This window comes from Hansschlegelia beijingensis (assembly GCF_045505405.1).
Lineage (GTDB): Bacteria > Pseudomonadota > Alphaproteobacteria > Rhizobiales > Methylopilaceae > Methylopila > Methylopila beijingensis_A.
Genome location: NZ_JBJKEX010000106.1, coordinates 1 through 8,957 on the forward strand (window position 1 = coordinate 1; position 8,957 = coordinate 8,957).

An 8,957-nucleotide genomic window follows, 5' to 3' on the forward strand; every position below is an offset into this window, starting at 1 on the left:
CTCGCGGACCCGACGCCGCTCGCGGTGCTGCCCGCCGGCAGCGTCTATCGCCAGCGCGCGCTCGAGGCGCTGTCGTCGGCCGGCCGCAAATGGGCGATCCGCACGGTGAGCGACACGATCGCCGGCCTTCAGGCGGCGGTGCTGGCGCGGCTCGCGGTCTCGGTGTTCCCGCAATGCGCCGTGTCGCCCGGCATGCGGCGGCTCGGCGAGGAAGAAAGGATGCCCTCGCTTCCCGGCATCGGCCTTGTGCTGCTGCGCCGCCCCGCAGGCGTCTCGGACGCAGCCGAACATCTCGCGCAGTTCATCTCCCGCGCGCTTCCGTCCGCGGCGCCGTTCCGGCCGTCCGTCCGGGAGGGGTGAGGCGGGCGACGCGACGAACCCGTACGCAGCCACAGATGATTCAGAACTGAACGCTTTTGATGGCGACCCCGGGTGAATCGCGACGAGCTAGTTCTATTAATGGGTTAGCCATCGCAACCCGCCTCTCGTGCGCAGTGCAGGATCAAAGGCATACGGGACGCTCTCCCAAACCTTTCCGCATATCCACCCTTCGCCCGCCCTCGCCATAGGAGGCGGCCGATGAGCGACGCAGAGCTGCGGTACGACGACATCATTGCCCCGATGTTGAAGGACGTGGCCGATCGATGTCGCGAATCGGTATGGACCTAGTCGCACGTGTAGAGTGGGGGCATGGCGAGGCCGGGATCACGCTTCAGGGGCGGACCGATAGCATCGGCCAGATGCTGACGAGGTACGCGGCCCTCTCGCTCGGCAACGTGAATAGCATGTGAATAGAGCTGATCCGCGCCGTCGATCTCTCCCGATCTGTGTTCCTGAACCGCTTCGGTTCGTCCACCTCCACCCTGGGAGCGCGGAATGACCGGGACCACCCTCTCCCATCGCAGTCTCGGATGAGATCGAGGCCTGCCGCGGATGTCGTGGCACCGGCTGGATCATCGCGACCCAGCGGCCATCCACCTCGGGGGCACCAAGCCAACTGTCCCGCTCAGGGGAGGTTGCCCGCGATGTTCCGAATGGCGGATCGAGAAGCTCCTTCATGAGTTTGAGTACGAAGTCACGCGCCGCATGATGGAGGGAGACATCGACGAAACGATCGGGTTCAGATTTTACGTCCTGATCTCTAAGGCGATCCCCATGGCGCCGTCGACCGCCGCTTCGTGACAACGGCAATCCACCGGGGGATGATGGATCCGTCCGAAATTAAGTCGAGGCTCAAGGTCATCAAGTGATAGCCCGCCCCTCTCTCCTCTGCGCCCTCACCTTCCCGGCTTTCATCAGCCAGTCGGACGTACATGTACTATGCAAGGGAGGCGGTGATCTCCGAGCGAGGAAGTCAACCTTCAGCGCACGAGCCTCTTGGAAAAACGGGTGGTGATCTCCCCAGCGCTGGCCGCCGGTAGCCGAGCGCGGAGTCCGAACGGCGTTGTAGTGCCTCCGCCAACCTTCGATCACGACCTTGGCCCGGCGAGCGAGTAGAAGATTTCGCCGTTGAGGATATCTTCCCGTCGGCGGGCGCTGAAGCTCCCACAGAAGCCGTTCCCCCAAGGGCTACCCGCTCTATGAAGGCGGCTCGAGAGCCGATGGCGACGATCCCTTCACGGACGCCTTTGCCGCGGACTCCGGGCGTCGTTCGATCGGATGTCGTCGGGCGCTCCGCGGAGGATGAACAGGTCTGACAGCACGTCGATGACGTCGGTCGACCTGGGCCGCTGGCCGATCCGGATCGCAATGCATTCGCGCGTGAACTCGTCGATCACGTTGAGCATCCTGAACTTGCGGCCATCATAGGTTCAATCCTCGACGAAGTCGTTGCATCAGACGTGATTGGGCCGCTCCCGTCGCAGCCGCACGCACGAGCCGTCGTTGAGCCAGAGCCGGCCCCGCTTGGGCTGCCTCGCCGGGACCTTCAGCCCCTCCCGCCGCCAGATCCGCTCGACCCGCTTCAGGTTCACGGCCCAGCCGGCCGACCGCAGCAGCGCCGCGATCCGCCGGTAGCCGTAGCGGCCATACTGGACCGCGAGAGCCACGATGTCGGCGGTCAGCGCCGCCTCGTCGTCCGGCCGCGTCGGCGCCTTGCGTTGTGTCGAACGGTGCTGGCCGAGCACGAGGCAGGCCCGACGCTCCGTCACGCCGAGCTTGGCTCTCACACGGTCGATGCAGGCGCGGCGGCGGGCGGGGCTGATCAGTTTCCCCGGGCGGCCTCCGCCAGGATCATCTTGTCCAGCGTCAGATCCGACACCGCGCGCCGAAGCCGGGCGTTCTCAGCCTCAAGCTCCTTCAGGCGCTTCACCTGGTCGCCCTTCAGCCCGCCATACTCGGTGCGCCAGCGATAGAATGTGACCTCCGTCACGCCGATCGAACGGATCGCCTCCGCCACCGGTCGACCCTGCGCCGTCAGCACCTCAACCTGCCGCAGCTTCGCGACGATCTCTTCAGCCCTATGCCTCTTCCTCGGCATCAGACAGTCCTCCAAATCGCCAAGAGCGATAAATCAGGGAGGACCACTTCTCAGGGGCAGACCACGCGCCATCCGTCCCCGGGTGATCATCGCTGCATAGAGCTCTCCTATTGGACCCGTGAGGTGCCGTAGCTGAATCCGCTCCACGTCACGACTCGCTAAAGAGACAACTCGATTATGCCGACACGCTTACCTAGCTCAAGACTAGACAGGCAAGATGGCCCGTTAGCTATATCGGACCAGCACTGATACATATCTTTCGAAAAGCGAATATCGTCAAATACGACGATAGACCCAGCCGTCGCTCTCGACCGTATTATTGAGAACTGGCTTTTAACGAACTTGCTTGTGTGGATAGCGTCTATAAAGGCAATATCGATGGTATCCTCCGGACGCAGCGTCGACCCGATATTATCCTCAAACGTTCCAAGGATGGACTCGAAACGAGAGCCTATGGACGCAAGATTTTCGATCGCGAGAGAACGCCACACCTCGTTCGGATCGAACGTAAGAAGCTTCCCATGTTTATTTGACTCCAGCCCCGAAAGCCAATACATTCCGGATACTCCGAACGCTGTGCCGATCTCTACGATCACGTTCGGCTTAATCTCCGCCACCAACCAAGCATAAAACGTGCCAGCGGCCTCCCCTGTCCGCACGTTATTGCTCGATCTCGAAAAGTTTTTTAAGCCTCTTCTATCGGTAGCTCCGTAAACCTCCCGGTATCCGTCCCACAATGGCTGAGCTCCAGCCTTCTGGGTTATTGCAGCCCTCTCTTCAATCAGCCCCCTCTTATCAAGACATGGGAACGAATTGCGACCGGCGCGCATAATCGACGTTAAGCGCGACCCAGCCCCCGCCTTAATTACCGAAACATCTAGCCAAACTGCCGTCATCTCGTCCTCGCCCTTTATATGCAAGACTACTGTGAAATATGATATCTGAATTCCACCATATTCCAACATAGAAGTTTTTCATTTCATCCGTACATTAGCTCAGCTCCCCTCATTCTTCGTTTCCTAGGCCTAGAGTTTAACGATACGCGCCTCTTGCATCTTCGAGCCAAAGCCAAAATACTACATCAAATCTCATCTGTACGATGGCCACTTAAATCAGTAAAAATACAAAATCAGCCCAATGATCCAATAAATGTTATGTCTTTATTTCGTTAATGCCCGTCAGTTCGCTTCGGTCATTAATTGAAAGATCGAGATGGTCACCTCTCGACAAGATCAGACGAAGCCCACCTGCTCATCCAAGTTCGCCTTACGATGCGATTCAATATCCTTCAATCGGCTCATAGCCGCCAACGCAGTGAGCCGATTGAAGGTACCTCCTTTGCGTTGGCGCGCCTAGCTCATCAAACGGCCACAGCCTCTGGTCCAACCCATGATATATCGATGCCGCAACCATCTGTGGCTAATTATCCAGATCTGCATCAGGCAAAGCCTGCTCTGAATAATTCAAAGAAAAGATCTTCTGACAGGCAACTCCGCCCGTCCACTCTTCGAAGATTGCTCTCTCGGCGGCATAGCGCCAAGCGAGAACGGTGGGGCGCGAATCGTAGCGGCAATGACCAATTTGACTTAAGGTCCGAAAGATCGAGTTGACCTAGCTAACCCGAAAATTGCCTTCAAAGCGAGCGAAAATATATCAAATCTTGCCCCTACAGCATCCCATCATGCTCCGCTCACAAACAAGCACGTAACCACCGGCCGTCAGCTTTGACGTCAAGCATTTATAAGGCCCACTTACAAGGCGTACGTCCGAGGAAAACTGTCGTCTAGAGATGAGATCTGTATCACTAATTTCGGCAGGTAACAAAGACGCGAAAGTGCGATTAAATCCCGCGCGTCAAGACGCCCAGTCGAAACAACCGCCTTGCGCGCCATCTTTCGATCAAGGACCGTAAAAAAATCATCAAACTTGAAATCCCCTCCCAGCAAACTACTCTCAGCCAAGCTGAGCCAGACCCATGGCACACCATACGCTTGACTTATGATTAATCCATGGAGTGACGTAGAAATGCAACATGTGGCCGATGATATTTCATCAACAACGGCGGCCGGCTCTCTCCTAACATCAACAATGTGAAAGCGATCATCGATTTCGTGGAAAGATTTTAGATGAGTATAGTGAGGCACCACCGCTATCTTGCCGGTAGCGGCAGTTCGAGCCGGACTATAGTACTTGGGCAACAACAAAGCCGGATCACCGAACACTCGGGGCGCTTCCCAAGACAGTTTTCGTGTAACCTCCCAGTGAGTCTTCAATCCCCGAAGCGCATGAATTTTACGCGGCTTCCGTGATTGAAGCTTAGTAACTTGCTCAGCTGAGAGAGATCCGATTGATCCGCTGCCCCAAATGTCGAGGCCAGGCCTGTCCAAAGAGTGGACAAGGGATCCAACCGTTGCCAGGCCTACCTGGCGTCCCTGAGCACCTCTAACATTCGTAACCTCGCGACCAGTCATTAAATTAACCAGCCAAGGGCCAATAAGATCCCCAAAGTTCGGCTTTTTCGCCCACCAATACAGTGGCACAGGTTTTGTCACGCTTGAGCTCCGCTAATTTGTATTATTCGCCTGCTGTATAGCGCTCATTGCCTCATCGTATTTTTTACTCAAGATAAGTTGGTAGACGCGCTTTGTCGCAGGGCGGCAGTTGGCCAAGGCTTCTTTCCGATGTTTTTTTAGGAATACACGCAGCTGTTCGAGCGCCCACAAGCGGCGATCAGCATCGTTTTCTTTCGGGATCAATTTCACATGCCTCATTAGCCTTGCCTGGTATTCGAGCCATAAAAAGTTTGTCTTCGGGAATCGCCTTTTCAACTCGCCTGCGGCGACAATACCCAGAGTCATCTCTATTTGCTTAAATCGACTAAGAAGATTGAATTCCGACAGCCTCGCTTGGGTAAGGGATTGGTTGTTGCTATCACAGCGTTTCCTATATATATAAGTCACATCTGGGATAGTCGTTGCGAGCTCGGCAGCAGCATATACGCTGTAGGAGAATACAAAATCCTCTGAGCTCATTCCCTCCGGGAACAGGATCTTCCTGTCATTCAGGAATTTTCGGCGAAACATTTTGCCGTGGATTGCCTGAATCTTCATTACTTCGGGTAACTCTGATACATTTCCAGTCTTTAATTCGGTAAACATCGGCTTTGTTGTATAAAGACCGCTACGTTCCCAGAATCGGCGGCGGTTACTAAGGACCAAATCGACTCCGTCGGCGGCCGACGCTCGCAGCGCGTGAAGTGCGCGTGGGGCAAACCAGTCGTCTCCGTCCAGGAAAATTACATATTCGCCATTTGCGTGTCTTATTCCCTTGTTTCGCGCGGCCCCCGGCCCGGCGTTTGCCTGAAGGATGATTTTGACCCGCGGCTCGCTTCTCAATAAATTAGACGCCAATTCAACGGTTCGGTCAGTTGACCCGTCATCGACCAAGATTATCTCGACCCCGTCGAAGCCTTGGTCGACAACCGAGCATATTGCTCTCTCTATGTACTTCTCGATATTATAGGACGTGATAATTACACTGAGGCGCGGCTTCATATTTGACTGCTCCTCGCAGATATAAACGAACTGGCTTGGTCGGCCGTCTCGGCTCTCGAATTGCCTTATTACGGGTAAGTGTCAAACGAAAAAATCCGCACCGCCCTACGGCCAGCGCGCTCTTGATTTGTTGATGAGAAAACGCACCGATTTTAGTAGGCGGGGCTTGACGCCTGGCTCAGTTGGGATATACGAAATATAGGGTACCCCCGCCGCCTAACGGGCCGCGGCGATGTTGCGCCGCCGCAGCGCAAATTGGAGTGGCCCGTTTCAGCGATAGTCGGCTCCTCTCGGGTGAGGAGAACTGGAGCACCTTCGCAGGGAGGGGTCGCCTTGCGCCAGCGAACGCACGAGCCGGCGTTAACCAGCGCCGCCCCCGCTTGGGCTGTATCACTGGATACCTTCAGCTCCTCTGGTCCTGTCGCCAAGCCCTTTGGACCAGCCGACGGAGCGCAGCGAGGCCGATCCGCTGGTAGCTGTAGCGGCCATACTGGCCTGTTGGCTGATAATGTCGGCAGCCAGCGCCGCCTAGCCGTCCAAACCGCGTCGGGACGTCGTAAGCGTCGTCTTCATGCCACATCCTTGAGCACGGCGGGCGCGTAGGCCCGTGGCAGCAGCTCGCCGATGCGGCTTGCAGATGACCGTGGACGATTGGGTCATTACGACGTTCGCGCGGTAGGCGTGCGGCTCCGCGCCATTGAGCTTTGCGGTTTCGATCAGGAAGGCGACCGTTGCCCAGCGTCTGGCTCCACCGTTGGAGCCTGCGAAACGGCGCGTTTCGTCGATCGGGCGGATCGGTCGACCGACGACGTTGCCGTCGATCTTGGCGCGGCCGTCGTCAAGGAAGCAAACTAGTGGCTCCCGGGGTGACACCGCGTACGATGGCTTCTGCGAAACCGCTCTTCTGGCTGATCTCGGCGCGCCAGCCGCAGAGCCAAGGCTCCAGCGCCTCGACAAGCGGCGGCTGCGGGCTTTGCGCTCCGCGTATCTTTCATTGGCTGATCGACCGCGAGTGAGCATCTGATAGCCCCCATAGCCGTCGACCTCAGCACTCGGACAAAGTCTTCGAGGTGCGCGATAGATCGCTCAGCCTTGCGGTCCGGCGCGTAGACACGGCGACGCCGGGCGGCCGCCCGTCCGGCAACGCGTGCGCCGGCGGTCCTCGCTGCGGTTCGACCGCATCGAGGCACCCGCCTCGGCGGCGTCCTCCCGCTGAACCTCTTCGCGGCTCAGCTCGAGGCGGTCGAGAGGCAGGCTCTCGGCACGCTGCCGCGACGCGATGACGCTGCAGTTCGTTCAAGATCTGCGCCAACCGGTCGTCGCTCGCTCGACCCGGTCTATCGCCTTGACGGCTACCGGGTCGTCAGGAAGCGCGTCTTCGTTCAGGGCCGGGCTGACCGAACGGGGACACAGTCCCGGCCCTTTGCGGCTCCCGACCTTCGACGACTGAGTCACCCTGCCGCGGGGGCCAAGGGTCATCCTGCTGCAATCCAGCCTGTGGTCCTGCCCTTCAGAACTGGTCCGGTTTGAACGCGACTTTTTCGGGCATCCGGATCCCTGCAGGACGGGATGCCGTGAAGCGCAGATGGTATTCGGACGAGCAGATCGCCTTCGCCCTTCGGCAGGCTGAGAACGGGACATTGGCCGAGGAGATCTGCCGCAAGCTCGGCGTCTCGGAGGCGACGTTCTACCGGTGGAAAAACCAGTTCGACGGTATGGGCGTCGTCGAGCTCCGCCGGCTGAAGCAGCTCGAGAAGGAGAACGCCAAGCTGAAGCGGCTCGTTGCCGATCTGTCCCTAGACAAGTCGATACTCCAGAACGTGCTGAGAAAAAAGTTCTGAGGCCCGATTGGGGGCTTCGGCCTCTTCCGATTTTAAAGCTTAAGCGTGTGTCGGAGCCGGCCCATCGCATTGAGGTGTTCACCGGCGTGGGCGGCCGGCGGAGTTGGACCGCGGCGGAGAGGGCGGCGATCATGGCCGAGAGCTGTGACGCCGAGGAGTCGGTCTGACCGGTTGCGCGGGGGCATGGTGTGGCACCGAGCAGATATGGCGGCGCGCGCTGCGTGTTGAGGCGGGAGGACCGTTCGGCCGGTGCTCGTAGCGCCACCCTCGGGGTCGGAGACTGCGCAGAAGCCTAATCGGACGCGACGCCCGTCCCGCGGTTCTCGGCGGCCAGGCGGGCTAATGGAGCTCGAGATCGACGGCGTCGTGATGTGGGTCGGCCGGACCGCTTGGGCAAAGACCGTCGCGGCGGTGATCCGGGCTTCAAAGGCAGAGGCGTGGCCGGACCGTGGGGATCGATCCGGGTGCTGATGGCGACGGGGCCGGTCGACTTCCGCAAGGGAGCGAAGACCTTGGCGGCGCTTGTGAAGGAGAGATGCGCGCCGACCATTCTCGGGCGCGGCGTTCGTGTCCCGGGGCAAGTGCGCCGATCGAGTGAAGCTGTTCTTCTGAGACTACGCGGGGCTGTGCCTTTAACGTCAAGCGGACGGAAAGCGGCGTTCCGCTAGCCGAACGTACATGATGGCGCGATGCGGCTGACGCCGGCGCAGCTCGGCGCGCTGCCTGCAGGGGCTCGACTGGCGGCGGATCCATGCGCGCCCTGACCGGCCCCATCGAGTGGTCCGGTTTGAATGTTAGCCCGTGAGCGTCTTGGCTTTGCCCCGGCCTCTGGTCCGCTCAGGATGCGACCTTTCGGGCGTGTTGAGCTTAGTGTGGAGTGGGCCCTTCAGGGTGGACGGGTCGCGCTTTAGGAATTGACCGTGGGCCGGGCTTTCAGAGGATGAGAGCCCATGACACGCCATCGATCCCACAGCATCGCGTTCAAGCGCCAGGTCGCGCAGGAGTTCATCTCCGGGGAGACCCTGCACGGCCTTGCGAAGCGGCATGACCTGTCGCGCAATCTGATCCGCTTGTGGGTACAGA

The 8,957-nt window shown here is 59.0% G+C and carries 6 protein-coding genes and 2 pseudogenes; 3 read left to right on the forward strand and 5 right to left on the reverse strand.

Translation table 11 applies throughout. From position 1 onward, the window contains the following. Window positions 1-360: LysR substrate-binding domain-containing protein (locus tag ACIKT0_RS08865; RefSeq protein WP_407104996.1), on the forward strand; the 360-nt coding region annotated here is incomplete at its 5' end. Between the two features lie 882 nt (window positions 361-1,242). Here ACIKT0_RS08865 and ACIKT0_RS08870 read toward each other — a convergent pair. The 5 genes and pseudogenes from ACIKT0_RS08870 to ACIKT0_RS08890 form a co-directional block, all read right to left on the reverse strand. Beyond that, window positions 1,243-2,479, reverse strand: a pseudogene (locus ACIKT0_RS08870) (IS3 family transposase). 158 nt (window positions 2,480-2,637) lie between these two features. Further along, window positions 2,638-3,444, reverse strand: coding sequence for an O-methyltransferase (locus ACIKT0_RS08875; protein ID WP_407104997.1), 807 nt, complete (start codon window positions 3,442-3,444; stop codon window positions 2,638-2,640). A 786-nt stretch (window positions 3,445-4,230) separates the two neighbouring features. After that, on the reverse strand, window positions 4,231-4,950 hold the full coding sequence (locus tag ACIKT0_RS08880; protein ID WP_407105001.1) for a polysaccharide pyruvyl transferase family protein: 720 nt from the start codon (window positions 4,948-4,950) through the stop codon (window positions 4,231-4,233). A gap of 93 nt (window positions 4,951-5,043) precedes the next feature. Further along, a complete protein-coding gene (locus ACIKT0_RS08885) occupies window positions 5,044-6,033 on the reverse strand; it encodes a glycosyltransferase family 2 protein (RefSeq protein WP_407104998.1) in 990 nt (329 codons plus the stop codon). A gap of 528 nt (window positions 6,034-6,561) precedes the next feature. Next, window positions 6,562-7,053 carry an IS66 family transposase gene (locus ACIKT0_RS08890; RefSeq protein WP_407104999.1) on the reverse strand — a complete coding sequence of 164 codons (492 nt, stop codon included), beginning with the start codon at window positions 7,051-7,053 and terminating at the stop codon, window positions 6,562-6,564. A 554-nt stretch (window positions 7,054-7,607) separates the two neighbouring features. Here ACIKT0_RS08890 and ACIKT0_RS08895 point away from each other — a divergent pair. Continuing rightward, window positions 7,608-7,868 (forward strand): annotated as a pseudogene (locus ACIKT0_RS08895) (transposase); the annotation flags it as partial. Between the two features lie 956 nt (window positions 7,869-8,824). Next, window positions 8,825-8,957 (forward strand): transposase (locus ACIKT0_RS08900; protein ID WP_474998497.1); only part of this gene is annotated, 133 nt, incomplete at its 3' end.